This window comes from Nocardia sp. Tas62D01, from assembly GCF_055232035.1.
The window spans coordinates 6,096,419-6,112,179 of record NZ_JBUYUZ010000001.1 but is presented as its reverse complement, the minus strand read 5'-3'; the positions used below and the strand labels follow the sequence as shown (position 1 = coordinate 6,112,179).

The window sequence follows — 15,761 nt, the reverse complement described above, 5'->3', positions numbered from 1 at the left end:
CCATCGAACGCGCCTTCACCGAACCAGTCCTCGCCGAGCGTCCATCCGACAGCTACTGCTGCGCGGCCTGGCCCTTGTTCATCTGCGGCTGTGCCGGATTCGTCTGTGTCTGCGCGGGATTGATAGCGGCGGCGCCGCCCGCGGGCAGCTGATCGCCGCGCATCGAGGCGCGGATCTGCTCCAGCTTGCTGTGCCCGGCCATCTGGATACTGGCCTGCTGCACCTCCAGCATGCGACCCTGCACCGTGTTCTGCGCGAGCTCCGCGGAACCGAGCGCGTTGGCGTAGCGACGCTCGATCTTCTCGCGCACCGCGTCCAGGCTCGGGGTGCTGCCCGGCGCAGACAGCGTGGAGTCCATCTGCTGCAGCGAGGCGGAGACCTGCTCCTGCATCTTGGCCTGCTCGAGCTGGCTGAGCAGCTTGGTGCGCTCGGCGACCTTCTGCTGCAACAGCATCGCGTTCTGCTCGACGGCCTTCTTGGCCTGCGCGGCCGCGTGCAGAGACTGGTCGTGCAGCACCTTCAGGTCCTCGACGGACTGTTCGGCGGTGACCAGCTGCGCGGCGAAAGCCTCGGCCGCGTTGGTGTACTGGATCGCCTTCTCGGTGTCGTTGGCGGTGGCGGCCTGGTCGGCGAGCATGACCGCCTGGCGCGCATTGGCGTTGAGCTTCTCCACCTCGTCGAGCTGACGGTTGAGCTTCATCTCCAGCTGACGCTGATTGCCGATGACCGACGCGGCCTGCTGCGAAAGAGACTGATGCTGGCGCTGAGCTTCCTCGATAGCCTGCTGAATCTGGACCTTCGGATCCGCATGCTCCTCGATCTTCGAATCGAAGAGGGCCATCAGGTATTTCCAGGCCTTCACGAACGGATTAGCCATCGATTGATCCCGCCTCCATCTGATGCGCCGCGCTTACCGCGACTCTAGTGCGCGACCGTCACGCACCCGATATGTGCCTATCCTCCACCATGTGGCACCCGACCGGGCGAACCCAGCCGTTCCGACGCCTAGGGAGAATCTATCCGCTCTCGGCACCGGTCCGCAGCGTTGCCCGGGGCTGCCACCACTCGTTCTGCGTCACATGCTCTTCACCAGGACCAGGATGTCGGATTTCGGCGCCGGAATGACGATCCGCGTGTCCTCGGCGATATGCGGACGCGAACCGGCGCCGGCCACCGACATAGTGGCGGTCGCGGACGTCAGCGCGGGCTCCGCTGCGGCATCGGCCGCGGCGGGTGCGGCCGCGGCGGTCTGCTCCGCCTCGGGCGCGGGTGTGGCGGCGGTCTGTGCGGGGGTCGGCGGCCCGTCGGAGCCCGCCATGATAGTGCTCACATCCCATAGCACCCCGGACAGCGGCACGTCCAAGGCTGCGCAGATGGCGGCCAGCAGCTCGCTGGATGCCTCCTTGCGGCCGCGTTCGACCTCGGAGAGATATCCCAGGCTCACGCGCGCCGAGGTGGACACCTCACGCAGGGTCCGACTCTGGGCGAGACGAGCACGCCGCAGACTGTCCCCGATCGCCTCTCGCAGCAGCGTCATCTCGTTCTCCTTCGCTCACTGACAGCGGGCCACGCGCGGTACCTACCATCACTGCGCATGCCGTTCTTTCTGGCACAACGTCAGGCACGGTCCGGTTGGTTCCCGCGGAGCGAAGTTCAATTGCCCTGTACGTACCGCAGTAACTCCCGGATGGCGGTGTGCGTCGCGCCGATTCTGATGGTCCACCGATCACCGAGGAGTTTCAACCGGACCACCTCGGTATGCCCTGGACCGGCCAGTCCGAGGAAGACGGTGCCGACCGCGTGCCCGTCCTGTTCGTCCGGTCCCGCGACGCCGGTCAGCCCGACACCCCAGTCCGCGCCGCAGCGGATCCGAGCGCCGACTGCCATCTGCTCGGCCGTGCCGGCCGCCACCGGACCTTCCGCCGCTATTACTTCGTCGCTGACGCCGGCGAGGCTGTGTTTGAGATCCGTGGCGTACACCACCAACCCGCCGCGCAGCACCACACTCGCGCCTGGCACCCCGGCGATGGTCGCCGCGAGCAGGCCCGCGGTGAGGGATTCCGCGGTGGCGACGGTCTGTCCGGCGGCCGCGAGCGCCCGCACCAGATCGCCGGCGGGCACATCGGCGATCAGCGGATCACTCATGACCACGCCTCGCCGATGCCCGGCTCGTCATGCTCCGCGCGACCGGCCCGACGCGCCCGCGAACCAGACCCGGGCCGCCTGCCCCACGTAGTCGAGCCCGGTGAGCACCGTCAGCGCAACGGCCACGTACATCAAAGCCATTCCCGCGGTGGCGAATCCGCCCGCCAGCGGCAGCAGCAGCACCGCGATGGCGATCGACTGCACGAGCGTCTTCAGCTTGCCGCCGCGTCCGGCCGGGATGACGCCGCGGCGCACCACCGCTAGTCGCAACAGGGTGATGCCGATCTCGCGGCCGCAGATGACGATCGTGATCCACCACGCCAGGTGACCGAGAACCGAGAGCCCGATCACGGACGAACCGATCAGGGCCTTGTCCGCGATCGGGTCCGCGAGCTTGCCGAAGTCGGTGACCAGGCCGTATTTGCGGGCCAATTGCCCGTCGAAACGATCGGTGATCGCGGCGATGCCGAACAGTGCCGCCGCGGCGATCCGCCAACGGGTCTGGTGGCCGCCGCCCGCGAACAGCGCGAGCACGAACAGCGGCACCAGCGCGATCCGGATCATGGTGAGCACGTTCGCGATATTCATCAACGGAACCACGGGCTCGACGTGTGCGGGCACGTAACCGGGATGAAGCGGCCCGCAATCGGCCCAACGGCGATCTATCTCGTCAGGTTGCACGCTCATCCCTCCGCCCGCTCCATCCGATCGCGCTGCCCGGCGCGAAGCGGTGAGCGAAGCGATCGGATGTGCGGCACACCCTCAGCCTATCGGTAACCGGGCCGACTACTGTGCACCCATGACCTCTCGGGGACCATTAGGTGGTTCGACCAGCGACGCGCATCCGGGCGCGGCACCCGCCACGCACAATTCCGTACCGGTCGTGCGCCGCGCTCGAACCTCCGACGTGCCCGAGATCAAGCGCCTCGTCGATGTCTACGCTGGTCGAATCCTGCTGGAAAAGAACCTGGTCACTTTGTACGAGGCGGTGCAGGAATTCTGGGTCACCGAGCTCGACGGCCGGGTGGTCGGCTGCGGCGCGCTGCACGTGCTGTGGGCGGACCTCGGTGAGATGCGCACCGTCGCGGTGCATCCCGACGTCAAGGGGCACGGTGTCGGCAGGCTCATCGTGCAGCGGCTGGTCACCGTGGCCAGGGAGCTGGAGTTGGGCCGGCTGTTCGTGCTGACCTTCGAGGTCGACTTCTTCGCAAGGCACGGCTTCGTCGAGATAGAGGGCACGCCGGTGACCGCCGAGGTGTACGCGGAAATGTGCCGGTCCTACGACACCGGTGTCGCCGAGTTCCTCGATCTGAGCTACGTGAAACCCAACACTCTCGGCAATACTCGAATGCTGCTGAATCTCTGACGAATCTCTGACAGGAAGCGATCCACCGTGCCGATCTTCGCCGTTCACTACACCTACTCCGAGGCCACCGTCCCCGGCCGTGACACCCACCGCCCGGAGCACCGGGACTGGCTGTCGAGCCAACTCGAAGCGGGCGCCCTGCTCAGCAGCGGCCCGTACCCGGACGGTTCGGGCGCGCTGCTGCTGTTTCTGGCCCCCGACGAGACCGCACTGAAGAGTCGGCTCGTCGAGGATCCGTTCGCGCGGGAGAACCTGATCGACGCCGTCCGCGCCGTCGAGTGGCTGCCGGTGCTCGGCGCATTCGCGTCCTGACCGGACACGCGAACCGGCGGCTATTCGCTCGCGCGACTGTCGACTAGCCGGTTCGCCGCGCCGCGGGTCTTGATCAGACCGGCGACCGTCGCCACGATCAGGATGCCCAGGATTACCCGAGCGACATCGGCGTGGAGATCTCCGGGACGCGCACCTGCTCGCCGTCGTCTCGAGTGCGGTTACATGGATGTTCCTCGCCGATCGGCGAGGAACATCATGGCAACAAGCATGCCTGCTTTGTCCGTTCCGTTCGGCTTGCGGGGTGGTTGCTGTCGACAATTTCACATGCGGTCATAACGCCCCCCGTGCAAGAGTCGCCAGCGTGACCGACGACTACCGCATCCTCAACAAGGCGAACTGGGACGAGCTCAGCTGCACCCTGCAGGCACGCAAACTCTGACGCGGCTAGCGGGATCCACCGCACGGCGCGTTCGCGGGCACACCGGCATCGTTGGCACCGAGGATGTTGTCCGCGATGAAGGTCCGCACCTCGCCACCGACGCGAGTGAAAATGGCTGCGTGGTCCGGGCGGGCGCTGCCACCGGCCCAGGAATACACGCCGACCAGGGTTGCTTTGTCGTTGCCGTCGCGGATGACCAGCGGACCGCCTTCGTCGCCGGGGCCGGGAGACTTGCCGCCGGCGTCGATGCCCGTGGCGATCATGTTGTCGGTCACCGCGGCGGCGCCGTACTGGCCGCGCCCCTTGGCCCGCGCCACGATCGGCAGATCGATGGCCATCAGCTGCGACGGTGTCGGTCCGGCTTCGTAGGTGGCGCCCCAACCCGACACTTGTGCGGTGGCGCCCTCGGCCGGGTCGTTGCCCTGCTCCGGGAGGCAGACCGGCCGTGCATTCGGTCCGAAGGTGATGTTCGAGGCGGTGTGCAGTACGGCGATGTCGCTGTCGCGCGTGGTGTCGTCGTACCGGGGATGCAGGACGATCTTCTCGACGCCGACCACGGTGCCGCCGAAACCCTGTGTGAGCGAGCCGTACCGGACCGCCAGCTGTCCGGGCGCCATCCCGCGCACGCACATCGCGCTGGTAATCACGGTGCGGCCGTTGTAGATCGACCCGCCGCAGGCGTGCGCGTCGTCCTTCTGCACACTGACCGTCCACGGAAACTGATCGGCGCCCGCCACATAGCCACCGATGACGGCCGACGCGGGGATGGGCAACCCGACGGCAAGCACGCTTGCCCCGAGGGCCGCGAGCGCCGGACGAACGGACATCTTTGTCATAGCGCCTCTTCCCAACGACTGTGCTGACGAGGTGAAGTGCGGAACTGCCGAAGACCAAGGTAGCGGGGTGGATGCGAGGGCAGTCGAATCTCGCTGGTGTGTCGCAAGATCGGCCCTACATACCGACCGACCATTCTGTTCCCGGCACCCAAAAGCCCACCGGATAAATAGGTTTCCAGCCCGGCCTCCAGGTGTTAGCGTCGAACACAACGTAGACGGGACCCACCGAAAGGCGTAGGCAGATGACCGGCCAGACCCAGCAGCAGCGGCAGCGCTTGCTCGACGGTGCCTGGCTCGGCAATGCCCGCCTATCGATGCAACTCGGCCGTTGGTCGATGCGCGTCCGGAGCGGCCCCTGAGGTCTCGATTCGAGCAAACCTGCAAGGGGTCACTCCGCGGCACACGCCAAGGAGAGACCCCTTTTTCGTGCTTGCGGATGTAGCTCAACCGGTAGAGCGACGATCTCCAAAGTCGTGGGCTGGGGGTTCGACTCCCTCCATCCGTGCACCTGTGTAGCTCAGTGGACTAGAGCGGCGCCGTCCGAAAGCGCTGGTCGGTGGTTCGATTCCACCCACGGGTACGAAAACCGATCCCTCGTAGCCCAATTGGAAGAGGCACCGTACTCAGGATGCGGTCAGTGCGAGTTCGAATCTCGCCGAGGGAACAAGTCCGCGCGCCCGCGCGGGTACGCGCTCGTAGCTCAATGGGATGGAGCACCGGAATACGAATCCGGCGGCTGGAGGTTCGAATCCTCTCGAGCGCACCGATGGAGTGTGGTGTAACGGCAGCACAGCGGGCTCTGAATCCGTCGGTCCAGGTTCGAATCCTGGCACTCCAGCCACCGTTTCGATGGAGTGTGGTGTAGCGGCAGCATCACGGATTTTGGTTCCGTTGGCTCAGGTTCGAATCCTGGCACTCCAGCTACGGCTCATGCAGGTTTGCCGCGGGGTTCTCATAAGGCCTGCCGCGCGTGGTTCGACTCCACGATGAGCTACTCGTCGTCCGATCCGCCGGGCTCCTCGTCACCGCCGCCGCGGATCGACCACAAGAGACCCTCGAGCTCGTCGGGCTTGATGAGCACGTCGCGGGCCTTGGAGCCTTCGCTGGGGCCGACGACACCGCGGGTTTCCATGAGGTCCATCAGGCGACCGGCCTTGGCGAAGCCGACGCGCAGTTTGCGCTGCAGCATCGAGGTCGAGCCGAATTGTGAAGTGACGACCAGTTCTACGGCTTGCAGCAGCACGTCGAGGTCGCCGCCGATGTCGGGGTCGACGTCCTTCTTTTCGCCCGCCTTGGCGGCGGTGACGCCATCCTGATAATCAGGTTCGGCCTGGTTCTTGGCGAATTCGACGATGGCATGGATTTCCTCGTCGCTGATGAACGCGCCCTGCAGGCGGGTCGGCTTGCCCGCGCCCATGGGCAGGAACAGGCCGTCGCCCATGCCGATCAGCTTCTCCGCGCCCGGCTGGTCGAGGATGACGCGGGAGTCGGTCAGCGAGGAGGTGGCGAAGGCCAGGCGGGAGGGCACATTGGTCTTGATCAAGCCGGTGACCACGTCCACCGAGGGCCGCTGCGTGGCCAGCACCAGGTGAATGCCTGCGGCACGGGCCTTTTGGGTGATTCGGACGATGGCGTCCTCGACGTCGCGCGGTGCGGTCATCATCAGGTCGGCGAGCTCGTCGACGATGGCGAGGATGTACGGGTAGGGCCGGTAGACCCGTTCGCTGCCCAGCGGCGCGGTGATCGCGCCTGACTTGACCTTCTTGTTGAAGTCGTCGATGTGGCGAACCTTGTTGACCTGCATGTCCTGATACCGCTGCTCCATCTCCTCCACCAGCCAGGCCAGCGCGGCCGCGGCCTTCTTCGGCTGGGTGATAATGGGCGTGATCAGGTGCGGAATGCCCTCGTAGGGCGTGAGTTCCACCATTTTCGGGTCGATCAGGATCATCCGGACCTCGTCCGGCGTGGCCCGTCCGAGCAGCGACACCAGCATCGAGTTCACGAAACTCGACTTACCCGAGCCGGTGGAGCCCGCCACCAGCAGATGCGGCATCTTCGCAAGGTTGGCCGCGAGGAAGTCGCCCTCGATGTTCTTGCCGAGTCCAATCACCAACGGATGGTGGTCGTTTCGGGTCGACGGCGCCCTGAGCACATCGGCAAGGCGCACCAACTCGCGGTCGGCGTTGGGCACCTCGATGCCGACGGCGGATTTGCCGGGGATCGGAGCGAGCAGCCGAACGTTCTCCGTCGCAACGGCATACGCGATATTCCGGGTCAGCGCAGTGATCTTCTCGACCTTGACGCCGGGGCCGAGCTCCACCTCGTACCGGGTGACCGTCGGGCCGCGCACGAAACCGGTGACCGCCGCATCGATCTTGAACTGCACCAGCACCTCGGTGATCGCGTCGATCATCGATTCGTTGGCGGCACTGCGCTTCTTGGGCGGATCGCCGTCGGTCAGCAGCGTCAGCGGCGGCAGCACATAGTCGCCCTCGATCTCCCGATCGGCGATCAGCTCCATCTGCTGCGGCGGTGGCGGGGGTGGGGTCTGGTCGGCCACCTTGACCGGACGCTTCTTCGGCTTCGGCTTTTCCTCGGGCAGCGGTTCGGCCGCAATGGGTTTGGCGTCGCGCAGCGGCGGCTCGCCGATGACCTCGGTGACCGCGTCGGGATCGCCGAACTCGTCGGGCGGGTAGTTCTCCGCGGGGCTGCGGCCGCGCCGTTTCGACCCGGCGGAGCGGTGCAGCGGGAACCCGTCGGCGTCATAGTTGGCCGGACCGTATTCGCCGTATTCGCTGTCGTAGTCACCATATTCGTCGCCGCCGGTGTCGGTGCCGAAGTACTGCCGCAACCGGTTCGGCACCTCGCGGACGGTGGTGCCGGTGAGCAGCAGCACACCGAAGACGATGGCCAGCAGCAGAATCGGCGCCGCCAGCCAGGCGGTGAGCCCATTGGCGAGCGGTCCGCCCACCACGAAACCGACGAAACCCGCGGCGCGCGAACGCCCGTGCGCGTCGGTAGGCGCCCCGGCCGCGATGTGCCACAGACCGAGGATCGGCAGGCCGACGAGCACTCCGCCGAGCACCAGCCGCGGCCGGATCTCGGGGCGTGCCTCGGTGCGCATCAACACGATGGCGATCCCGGTGGCCACGAACGGCAACCCGGCCGCCGCGGACCCGGCGACCGCCCGGATGGCTTCCTCCACCCAGTGCCCCACCGGTCCGCCCGCCGACAGCCAGACCGCGGCCGCGATGACCGCACTGAGCGCGATGAGGGCGAGGGCGATGCCGTCGCGACGGTGACCGTGTTCGATTTCGCCCGCCCGGCTGATGGTTCGGGTGGTGGCGCCGAGGCCGCGCGCGAGCATGGTCCAGCCGCTGCTGATGCCCCGGCTGATCACCGCAAGCGGCGCGGTATTCGACTTCCGGCGGGCCGAGCGGCGTACCGGAGCGGAGCGGCCGCGTGGCGTCGCGGCGCCGCGCGGGATCGCGCCACCACGCGGCGTGGCCGAACGAGACCGTGCCGTGGTGGCCCTCCCCCGGGCCGATCCCGCCCGCGCACGATTGGTCGTGGAGCTGCGGGACTTACCTGCCATGGACTCAGGCTAGCCGCAAACGCACCATCCGGACCATCCGCAACACTGGTATCGCTCGTCTCAACCGTGCCGAATCATGCGGAAGCCCAGGTCGCGCATGCCGCCGTAGATGCGCATTTTCGACCGCGCCACGCCGACGTTCCAGCACTACACCGAGCGATCGAGGCTCAAAACCGCCCGCACCGCGTCGGGTTCGCCCGCGGTTTCCATGCGCACTTCATCCCGCCCGAACGCGTGCAGCAGCAACTCCGACGGCTTGCCGGTCAACGTCACCTCGGCGCCGGGTTTCGTGTGCACCACTGCCCGGTCGCCGTCCGGCGTCGCGAGGACAACGGTGACCGGCGCCTTCCGGTAGGCCATCCGGCCCATCTTCCGCAGCAGCGACCACAGCCGAGCCTCGTCGGCGGCCGACAGCTCACGCGGCTCCCAGCCGGGCCTGCCGCGGCGCACATCCTCATGGTGCACAAACATTTCCGGCATATTGGCCACGGCATCGACCGGGCGCAGAGGCGACCACCACGGCGGTCCGGTGCGCACCCGCTCCAGCAGCTCAGGGAACGGCTTGCGGGCCGCTTTGGCCTGCACCCGTTCGAGATATCCGGCGAACGGCTTCAGCATGATGCCCGGCGCGGCGTCGGGGCGTCGCTCCCGAACCACCAAGTGCGCCACGAGCTCCCGCACCGTCCACGCTCCGCAGAGGGTCGGCGCGTCCGGCCCGACGGCGGACATTGTCTCGACCAGCGCCCGGCGCTCCCGTTGTGCCATGCTCACGTGCTCGAAGATAGTCGATCGGTCGCCAACTCGACCGTCTTGCGCCGCGGGTGTCGGTTGGGCCCGCGATAGCTTGTCGTGCAAGGACTTTCGCGGCAGCGGTGCGAAGACAGCGAAGAAACCGTGAGTTGCGCCGCCGCGCGCTCTGGGCCACACTATCCCCCGCACGCCCGGTGCGGGGAGCCGCGATTTCCCCCGGCATCGCCCGGTACCGAACGCATCTGGACCGCCGAGCCCCGAATTCTCGGGTAGCGCTGGCGACTTCAGCTCTGTAGCTTGTCACTCGGTTCATCGGGTCGTGGACCAGTGAATAATGAAGGGGATTTTCACCTGTGAAGAAGTTCATCACCGGTGCCGCCATCATGGCGGCGACGGTTGGATCTGTGCTGGCCACCTCGGCGCCCGCACAAGCCCAATACGGGTACTACGGCGCCATCGCCGTAGCGCGCAACGGGGACTACGCGATCTCCAACAACTACGGCAGCTACTCCTCCGCGGAGAGCAACGCCCTGTCCGCCTGCGGCTCCGGCTGCGAGGTGCTGATCTCGTGGACCAACGGCTGCGGCGTGCTGGCCAGCTCGTCAAGGCAGTGGAGCGGTGCCGCTCGCGCTAGCTACTCCGCGGCCCGCTCGGCCGCGTTGAGCCGCCTGCCCGGCGGCTACGTCGTGGACTGGCGCTGCACCCGCGGTTACTCGCTGTAACTCCGAGACCAACCACTGTCGCAGTCCGCGACACTCGATTCAGGGGAATTTCAGTGACACACCGATCAATTCGAGCGGCGGTCGCGGTAGCGCTCGCAACCGCAGCATTCGGTCTCGCCGCTTGCAGCTCCAACAACAACTCGTCATCGAGCGGCAGCGCGTCGACCACACAGGCCGCGGGCAAGTTCGAGGCAGGCAAGAACTCCGACAGCGCGATCGATGGCTCGGCGCCGGCCAGCACCACGCCGCCGAACCTGCCGAAGCCGGCCGTCCAGTTGCTCAACGACCGGATCACCAAGGCATTCGATCCGAGCGTCGACAATATGGAAAAGATCAGCTGGGTGCAGGACGCCGAGCGCGATCCCGAACTGGTGAACAAGCTCGTCGATGCCGCCAAGGCGCAGAACGTCAAGGTGGAGATCACCGGCGTGCAGGAGCCCAAGGACGGCAAGCTGAAGGCCGATGCCAAGGTCACCATCAATGGTGAGCCGGTGCAGAACGCGTTTGTCGAGTTCGTCGCCGAGGGTGACCAGTGGAAGGTCTCGCACCAATTCACCTGCAACATTGTGAAGTCGGCAAAGCTGGATTCGGCTGCCTGCCAAGCGAAGTGAGTTAGACCGAGCAATAAAGAAACCGCCGGATGATGGTGACATCATCCGGCGGTTTTCTGGTTGCTAGACCCCGATGACGGTAGGCACGATCATCGGGCGGCGACGGTAGACGTCGGCCACCCAACGTCCGACGACGCGGCGCACACTCTGGGCGATGCGGTGGATGTCGGTGACGCCCTCGCCCGCCAACCGCAGCAGTTCGGCCTCGACGAGTTCCGCGGCGTCGGTGAGCGCGGTCGGATCGTCGGAGAAGCCGCGACCACTCACCTCGGGGGTGCTGACCGCCTTGCCGGTGGACGAGTCGACCGCGACGGTGATCGAGATGAACCCGCCCTCGCCGAGCACCAGACGATCCGAGAGAGTCGATTCGCCGACATCGCCGACCGAGAGCCCATCGACGTACACGTGCCCGACCGGAACCCGCCCGACGATCGAGGCGATCCCGTCGACCAGGTCCACCACGACGCCGTCCTCGGCGAGCACGACCCGATCCTCCGGCACCCCGGTGGCCACGGCCAGCGCGGCATTGGCGCGCAGATGCCGCCATTCCCCGTGCACCGGCATGGCATTGGTGGGACGGACCGCATTGTACAGGTACAGCAGCTCACCCGCGGACGCGTGCCCGGAGACGTGCACCTTCGCGTTCTGCTGGGTGATCACCGCGGCACCGAGCCGGGCCAAGCCGTTGACCACCGTGAAAACCGAGTTCTCGTTGCCGGGGATGAGCGAGGAGGCCAGCACCACCAGATCGTCCTGACGGATATTGATCTGCCGGTGTTCGCCGCGCGCCATCCGCGACAGCGCCGAGAGCGGCTCGCCCTGCGAGCCGGTGGATATCAGCACCAGCTTGTCGCCGGGCAGGGTCGCGGCGACATCGAGATCCACGACCACCGAGTCAGGGACCGTCAAATAGCCGAGATCCTGGGCGATTTCCATATTGCGGACCATCGAGCGTCCGACGAAGCACACCCGCCGCCCGTACTTCTGCGCTACGTCGACGACCTGTTGGATGCGGTGCACGTGGCTGGCGAACGACGCGACGATCACGCGGTTACGCGCCTTGCCGATCACCGTGTCCAGCACGCCGCCGATTTCGCGTTCCGGCGTGACGAATCCCGGGACCTCGGCGTTGGTGGAATCGACAAGGAACAGGTCGACGCCCTCGTCACCGAGGCGAGAGAACCCGGCGAGGTCGGTGAGCCGACCGTCCAGTGGCAGCTGATCGAGCTTGATGTCACCGGTGTGCAGCGCGACGCCGGCTGGGGTGCGGATGGCGACGGCGATGGCGTCCGGGATGGAGTGGTTGACCGCGAAGTACTCGCACTCGAACGGGCCGTGCGTGCTGCGCTCGCCCTCGACCACCTCGATGAGCTTGGGCCGCTGCCGGTGCTCCTTGCACTTCGCCGCGACCAGCGCGAGCGTGAACCTCGAGCCGAAGACCGGGATGTCGGGGCGCAGGCGCAGCAGGAAGGGCACCGCGCCGATGTGGTCCTCGTGGCCGTGGGTAAGCACGACGGCGACGACATCGTCCATCCGGTCCTCGATGGGCCGGAAGTCGGGCAGGATCAGGTCGACGCCGGGCTGCTGATCCTCGGGGAACAGCACACCGCAGTCGACGATGAGCAGCTTGCCGCCGTACTCGAAAACGGTCATGTTGCGGCCGATTTCGCCGATGCCACCGAGGGCGAAGATGCGCAGACCGTTCTTGGGCAGCTTCGGCGGACTGCCGAGCCGGTCGGCCACCGGGCGATCGACGGGGCGCGGCGCGGCCTGCTCGGCGCGGCCACGGCCGGACTGCTGACGACCGCGTCCCGGCTTCTTCCCCGATTGCTGCTCGGCGGCGGGCGCCGACTTCTTGGCCGCGGCCTTCTTGGCAGGGACCTTCTCCTGAGCGGGCTGCCTGGTGCTCTTGGTGGCGGACTGTTCGGCGGTGGCGGACTGTACGGCGGTGGCGGACTGTACGGCGGTGGCGGACTGTACGGCGGTGGCGGACTGTACGGCGGTGGCGGACTGCCCGGCGGCTTCGACCCGCGCCGCTTCGGCGGCCTGCACGATGGTGTCCAGCTGTACGGGGCTGTCCTGCGGTGTCGGTTGCGCGGTCTGCACCGGCTTCGGTGCGGGCGGGGGGGCGCCCGCGGCGCGGGACGCGGTACGGCGAGGCCGACGTGCTGGGGAGTCGGTCATGCGAGCACTCCTGCCATGCGCAGATCGGCGGCCAACTCATCGAGCTGTTCGAGCGAGGGCATCAACTGCGGCAACCGTGGTTCACCCACCTCGATGCCTAGTAGATGTAAACTCGCCTTGGTCATCGCGACACCACCGAGCCTGGCCATCGCCCGGTACAACGGCAGCAGTCGCACATTGATCTCTTGGGCGCGCACCACCTCGCCCGCCGCGTAGGCGTCGAGCATCTCCCGCAGCCGCTCCGGCACCAGATGTCCGATCACACTGATGAATCCGGCCGCGCCGACCGACAGCCACGGCAGGTTCAGCACATCGTCACCGGAGTAGAAGGTGAGGCCGGTCCCGGCGATGAGGGCGGCACCCGCACCGAGATCGCCCTTGGCGTCCTTGACCGCGACGATCCGCGGGTGTTCGGCCAGTCGTCGGATGGTTTCCGGTGCGATGGGCACCACCGAGCGCGGCGGAATGTCGTAGAGGGTCACCGGCAGGTCGGTCGCGTCGGCCACCGCGGTGAAGTGCGCGATCAGGCCTTCCTGAGTGGGACGGGAGTAGTACGGGGTCACCACCAGCAGGCCGTGGGCACCGGCCCGCTGGGCGTTGCGGGCGAGTTCGATGGAATGCGCGGTGTCGTAGGTGCCTGCGCCCGCGATCACGGTCGCGCGATTGCCGACGGCGTCGACGACGGCACGCAGCAGATCGACCTTCTCGGACTCGGTGGTGGTGGGCGATTCCCCGGTCGTACCGGAAATCGCGAGCAGATCGACACCACGCCCGACCAAACGGTCTGCCAGTGCAACGCCGGCATCGACGTCGAGCTTGCCCCCGGCACTGAAGGGGGTCACCATCGCGACGCCCACTGTGCCGGACGCACGCAGCTCCGTTGGCGTCGATTCACCGTTCGTCATGGTCAGAAGGCTACCCGCTCTGTGCTACACCCTCGACACCATGACCGCCGATCGGCCTGCCCGTGCGAGTGATTCACCTCCCACCGCGCGGCGATGACGTCAAACTTTTCCTTGTGTGACATCACTAATGGCGTCATGCTGATGTCATGGACCTCAACAAATACACCACGCGACTGCGCGACGACCTGATCGCCGCCGCCGCGCTGGGTGACGAAAAGACCCAGGCCACGGCCGCGGCGCTGGCCGCGGCAGCGGAAAGCGCCACCCGATTGGCACTGCTCGCGGCACTGTCCGACATGGCCGCCGAGGTCAGCACCGCACTCGGTGACCGCACGGTGCACGTTTCCGTAGACGGCACCGACGCCAGCGTCGATGTGCGCAAAAACTCGGCCACCGATGCCGAGGACCACCCGAGCTTCGAAGAGATGACCGGCGATATCAGCCGCGTCACGCTGCGCCTGGTCGAGCAGATGAAGGCCCGCGCCGAGGAGGCGGCGGCGCAGAGCGGGATGTCGCTGAATTCGTGGTTGTCGGGGGTCGTCTCCGGTGCGCTGCGCGATCAGATGCGTGGTTACGGGCCCAAGCGCGACGTCTGAGTGACCGGGGAGGTTGACCACGACAGTCACAACACAGTCACAACAGTGGTGCGAGATCTCCTCGGTCGCCGATGACTACCTTGTCGAGTTCGAGCCAATCCGCCATTTCGCGGAGAGCGTCGGTGAGCGCCCGGGCGGTTTCCGGGGTGCAGTAGCCGGGCTCGGCGAATGCGCCGGGAACCAGCAGTCGTCCCACCGCGCGCTCGGCCCGGAGGTCGATGCGGCCGACGAGTTCACCGTTCAATAGGAACGGGAAGACGTAATAGCCATGTACCCGTTTGGGTTCCGGCGTGTAGATCTCGATCCGATAGTGGAAGTCGAAGACGCGCTCGGTGCGGGCGCGGAAGAAGATGAGCGGGTCGAACGGGCATAGTAGGGCGGCGCCCTCGATCCGGCGCGGGGTCGCCGCGCCGGTGCGCAGATAGGCGGTGACTGCGCCTTCGCTTCGCCAAGCGCGGGTCTGTCGACGGACTCCGTCCGGCCGCGCCTCACGGGCGGGTTTGTCCCAGCCCGCGACCTCGACCGGTTCCAGTTCCCCGGCGTCGACCAGGTCGGCGATCGCCGGTTGGGTCTGGGTCCGGCGGGTCCGGTAGTAGTCGCGCAGGTCGGTCTCGGTCGCTATCCCGAGTGCGGTCGCCGCGCGCAGCGTCAGTGCACGGATCGCCTCAGCCTCGGATACGTTGCGCGCCAAGATCTCCGGCGGAATGACCCGCTCGACCAGGTCGTAGTGCCGGGTGAACCCGACCCGTTTGTCGACCGACAGTGCACCGGAGGCGAAGAGCTGCTCGCAGATCATCTTGGTGTCGCTGAGATTCCACCAGGAGCCCTTGGGGCGCGGCTTGTCCAACTCCAGGTGGCGTTCCACCTCACCGGCGGTCGAGGCGCCGACCTCGGTGATCACATCGACGATGTCCTTGCCGAGGGTGGGATTGCGCTCCACCGCCCGGCGCATGCCCTGCCAGCGGCCGTGCTCGTACTCGGCCATCCGCCATCGCATCAGCGGCCAGTCCTCGACCGGAATCAGCGCGGCCTCGTGCGCCCAGTACTCGACGAGCCGCCGCGGCCGCCGCACCCCGTTGCTCCACGCGGCCTGGTCCAGCAGCGCGCGGTCGTAACCACCGATCCGGCTGAATACCGGCGCATAGTGTGCGCGCACCACGGCCGACACCGAATCCAGTTGCAGCAGTTGCGTTCTGGCCAGCACGTCGAGCACCGTGCGCCGATTGGGCTCGGCCGGTTTGCGCCTACCGAACCCCTGCGCGGCCAGCGCCGCCCGCCGCGCCACCGCCGCACTCATCTTCCGCATGCCTGGAACTTTGCCATGGTGGTACGACAAGCT

The 15,761-nt window shown here is 67.1% G+C and carries 15 protein-coding genes and 6 tRNA genes; 11 read left to right on the top strand and 10 right to left on the bottom strand.

What is annotated here, in order from left to right; translation table 11 throughout:
• Positions 1 to 52 precede the first annotated feature (52 nt).
• The 4 genes from ACV7NQ_RS29105 to pgsA form a co-directional block, all read right to left on the bottom strand.
• Positions 53 to 877: a PspA/IM30 family protein gene (locus ACV7NQ_RS29105; protein ID WP_463362519.1), complete on the bottom strand. Its 825-nt coding sequence runs from the start codon at positions 875 to 877 to the stop codon at positions 53 to 55.
• 198 nt (positions 878 to 1,075) lie between these two features.
• Positions 1,076 to 1,537, bottom strand: coding sequence for a helix-turn-helix domain-containing protein (locus ACV7NQ_RS29100; protein ID WP_463362518.1), 462 nt, complete (start codon positions 1,535 to 1,537; stop codon positions 1,076 to 1,078).
• A 116-nt stretch (positions 1,538 to 1,653) separates the two neighbouring features.
• The gene (locus ACV7NQ_RS29095) at positions 1,654 to 2,145 is read right to left on the bottom strand and encodes a CinA family protein (RefSeq protein ID WP_463362517.1); all 492 of its coding nucleotides are present in this window, start codon (positions 2,143 to 2,145) and stop codon (positions 1,654 to 1,656) included.
• 27 nt (positions 2,146 to 2,172) lie between these two features.
• Complete coding sequence (gene pgsA / locus ACV7NQ_RS29090; RefSeq protein WP_463362516.1) at positions 2,173 to 2,832, bottom strand: CDP-diacylglycerol--glycerol-3-phosphate 3-phosphatidyltransferase; 660 nt, start codon at positions 2,830 to 2,832, stop codon at positions 2,173 to 2,175.
• Positions 2,833 to 2,944: 112 nt separating this feature from the next.
• Here pgsA and ACV7NQ_RS29085 point away from each other — a divergent pair, with 112 nt between their 5' ends.
• Positions 2,945 to 3,511 (top strand): amino-acid N-acetyltransferase, encoded by a 567-nt coding sequence (locus ACV7NQ_RS29085; protein ID WP_463362515.1) that lies wholly within the window; start codon positions 2,945 to 2,947, stop codon positions 3,509 to 3,511.
• Positions 3,512 to 3,538: 27 nt separating this feature from the next.
• Positions 3,539 to 3,823, top strand: a complete 285-nt coding sequence (locus ACV7NQ_RS29080) for a YciI family protein (RefSeq protein WP_463362514.1) — start codon at positions 3,539 to 3,541, stop codon at positions 3,821 to 3,823.
• Positions 3,824 to 4,228: 405 nt separating this feature from the next.
• Here ACV7NQ_RS29080 and ACV7NQ_RS29075 read toward each other — a convergent pair whose 3' ends face one another.
• Positions 4,229 to 5,059: a serine protease gene (locus ACV7NQ_RS29075; protein WP_463362513.1), complete on the bottom strand. Its 831-nt coding sequence runs from the start codon at positions 5,057 to 5,059 to the stop codon at positions 4,229 to 4,231.
• A 432-nt stretch (positions 5,060 to 5,491) separates the two neighbouring features.
• Between ACV7NQ_RS29075 and ACV7NQ_RS29070 the strand changes: the two genes are divergently transcribed.
• The 6 genes from ACV7NQ_RS29070 (at position 5,492) to ACV7NQ_RS29045 (ending at position 5,980) form a co-directional block, all read left to right on the top strand.
• A tRNA-Trp gene (locus ACV7NQ_RS29070) sits at positions 5,492 to 5,564 on the top strand.
• 1 nt (position 5,565) lies between these two features.
• Positions 5,566 to 5,639 (top strand) — tRNA-Arg (locus ACV7NQ_RS29065).
• 10 nt (positions 5,640 to 5,649) lie between these two features.
• A tRNA-Leu gene (locus tag ACV7NQ_RS29060) sits at positions 5,650 to 5,723 on the top strand.
• A 25-nt stretch (positions 5,724 to 5,748) separates the two neighbouring features.
• A tRNA-Arg gene (locus tag ACV7NQ_RS29055) sits at positions 5,749 to 5,822 on the top strand.
• 4 nt (positions 5,823 to 5,826) lie between these two features.
• A tRNA-Gln gene (locus tag ACV7NQ_RS29050) sits at positions 5,827 to 5,900 on the top strand.
• A 9-nt stretch (positions 5,901 to 5,909) separates the two neighbouring features.
• A tRNA-Gln gene (locus ACV7NQ_RS29045) sits at positions 5,910 to 5,980 on the top strand.
• Positions 5,981 to 6,050: 70 nt separating this feature from the next.
• Here ACV7NQ_RS29045 and ACV7NQ_RS29040 read toward each other — a convergent pair.
• Both ACV7NQ_RS29040 and ACV7NQ_RS29035 read right to left on the bottom strand, forming a co-directional pair.
• Positions 6,051 to 8,654: an FtsK/SpoIIIE family DNA translocase gene (locus tag ACV7NQ_RS29040; protein ID WP_463362512.1), complete on the bottom strand. Its 2,604-nt coding sequence runs from the start codon at positions 8,652 to 8,654 to the stop codon at positions 6,051 to 6,053.
• Between the two features lie 147 nt (positions 8,655 to 8,801).
• Positions 8,802 to 9,425: a TIGR03085 family metal-binding protein gene (locus ACV7NQ_RS29035; RefSeq protein WP_463362511.1), complete on the bottom strand. Its 624-nt coding sequence runs from the start codon at positions 9,423 to 9,425 to the stop codon at positions 8,802 to 8,804.
• A 332-nt stretch (positions 9,426 to 9,757) separates the two neighbouring features.
• Between ACV7NQ_RS29035 and ACV7NQ_RS29030 the strand changes: the two genes are divergently transcribed.
• Both ACV7NQ_RS29030 and ACV7NQ_RS29025 read left to right on the top strand, forming a co-directional pair.
• Positions 9,758 to 10,126: a DUF4189 domain-containing protein gene (locus ACV7NQ_RS29030; protein ID WP_463362510.1), complete on the top strand. Its 369-nt coding sequence runs from the start codon at positions 9,758 to 9,760 to the stop codon at positions 10,124 to 10,126.
• 53 nt (positions 10,127 to 10,179) lie between these two features.
• A complete protein-coding gene (locus ACV7NQ_RS29025) occupies positions 10,180 to 10,737 on the top strand; it encodes a WKL family lipoprotein (protein ID WP_463362509.1) in 558 nt (185 codons plus the stop codon).
• 63 nt (positions 10,738 to 10,800) lie between these two features.
• Here the strand turns inward: ACV7NQ_RS29025 and ACV7NQ_RS29020 are convergent, their stop codons facing one another.
• Together ACV7NQ_RS29020 and dapA are read right to left on the bottom strand one after the other, a co-directional pair.
• Positions 10,801 to 12,921 carry a ribonuclease J gene (locus tag ACV7NQ_RS29020; RefSeq protein WP_463362508.1) on the bottom strand — a complete coding sequence of 707 codons (2,121 nt, stop codon included), beginning with the start codon at positions 12,919 to 12,921 and terminating at the stop codon, positions 10,801 to 10,803.
• Entirely contained in the window at positions 12,918 to 13,826 is a 909-nt protein-coding gene (gene dapA, locus ACV7NQ_RS29015; RefSeq protein ID WP_463362507.1) for a 4-hydroxy-tetrahydrodipicolinate synthase, read from the bottom strand. The genes ACV7NQ_RS29020 and dapA overlap by 4 nt, the downstream gene beginning before the upstream one ends.
• Positions 13,827 to 13,972: 146 nt before the next feature.
• On the opposite strand from dapA, the gene ACV7NQ_RS29010 reads away from it, so the two are divergent.
• A complete protein-coding gene (locus ACV7NQ_RS29010; protein WP_463362506.1) occupies positions 13,973 to 14,422 on the top strand; it encodes a hypothetical protein in 450 nt (149 codons plus the stop codon).
• Positions 14,423 to 14,459: 37 nt separating this feature from the next.
• Here the strand turns inward: ACV7NQ_RS29010 and ACV7NQ_RS29005 are convergent, their stop codons facing one another.
• Positions 14,460 to 15,728, bottom strand: coding sequence for a winged helix-turn-helix domain-containing protein (locus ACV7NQ_RS29005; RefSeq protein ID WP_463362505.1), 1,269 nt, complete (start codon positions 15,726 to 15,728; stop codon positions 14,460 to 14,462).
• Between the last annotated feature and the right edge of the window lie 33 nt (positions 15,729 to 15,761).

Bases quoted from the DNA above. Each gene is read 5' to 3' on its own strand.
- ACV7NQ_RS29010 (WP_463362506.1), top strand. From the start codon at position 13,973: ATGGACCTCAACAAATACACCACGCGACTGCGCGACGACCTGATCGCC.
- ACV7NQ_RS29105 (WP_463362519.1), bottom strand. From the start codon at position 877: ATGGCTAATCCGTTCGTGAAGGCCTGGAAATACCTGATGGCCCTCTTC.
- pgsA (WP_463362516.1), bottom strand. From the start codon at position 2,832: ATGAGCGTGCAACCTGACGAGATAGATCGCCGTTGGGCCGATTGCGGG.
- ACV7NQ_RS29040 (WP_463362512.1), bottom strand. From the start codon at position 8,654: ATGGCAGGTAAGTCCCGCAGCTCCACGACCAATCGTGCGCGGGCGGGA.
- dapA (WP_463362507.1), bottom strand. From the start codon at position 13,826: ATGACGAACGGTGAATCGACGCCAACGGAGCTGCGTGCGTCCGGCACA.
- ACV7NQ_RS29095 (WP_463362517.1), bottom strand. From the start codon at position 2,145: ATGAGTGATCCGCTGATCGCCGATGTGCCCGCCGGCGATCTGGTGCGG.
- ACV7NQ_RS29085 (WP_463362515.1), top strand. From the start codon at position 2,945: ATGACCTCTCGGGGACCATTAGGTGGTTCGACCAGCGACGCGCATCCG.
- ACV7NQ_RS29100 (WP_463362518.1), bottom strand. From the start codon at position 1,537: ATGACGCTGCTGCGAGAGGCGATCGGGGACAGTCTGCGGCGTGCTCGT.
- ACV7NQ_RS29005 (WP_463362505.1), bottom strand. From the start codon at position 15,728: ATGCGGAAGATGAGTGCGGCGGTGGCGCGGCGGGCGGCGCTGGCCGCG.
- ACV7NQ_RS29075 (WP_463362513.1), bottom strand. From the start codon at position 5,059: ATGACAAAGATGTCCGTTCGTCCGGCGCTCGCGGCCCTCGGGGCAAGC.
- ACV7NQ_RS29020 (WP_463362508.1), bottom strand. From the start codon at position 12,921: ATGACCGACTCCCCAGCACGTCGGCCTCGCCGTACCGCGTCCCGCGCC.